The sequence below is a fragment of the uncultured Roseobacter sp. genome (assembly GCF_947491795.1).
Taxonomy (GTDB): Bacteria; Pseudomonadota; Alphaproteobacteria; order Rhodobacterales; family Rhodobacteraceae; genus Roseobacter.
This window is the reverse complement of sequence record NZ_CANLKW010000040.1, coordinates 1-324: the sequence shown is the minus strand read 5'-3', so window position 1 is coordinate 324 and position 324 is coordinate 1. Positions and strand designations below refer to the sequence as shown.

Genomic DNA, 324 nt, shown 5'->3' with positions numbered 1-324 from the left:
GACCAGCAATGTCATCACTTCCGGAGCACACAAGGTTGCCCCCAATATCGGCGGCCTGACCTACGGCATCGAGAACAAGGGCTTCCGCAGCACGCTGCACGACAATATCGTGGCCCACCTGGCAGATCCCAACAACGACGCTGAACTGGATTACAAAAAATGGGATCACCCGGCTGTCGATACCCTGCATGGCTCCTACTACGACGATACCATCGTCTATAACTGGGTCGGTTCCCGGGCCATTGAGCTGGGGCGCGACAATGACCGCAACACCGATGGTGTCGACGCGGCCGTTGCGGATCAGACAACGATCCAGCTCTATGC

General features: G+C 57.7%; 1 pseudogene. It reads left to right on the top strand.

The features are described from left to right. Positions 1-324 (top strand): annotated as a pseudogene (locus Q1A34_RS21980) (hypothetical protein); the annotation flags it as partial.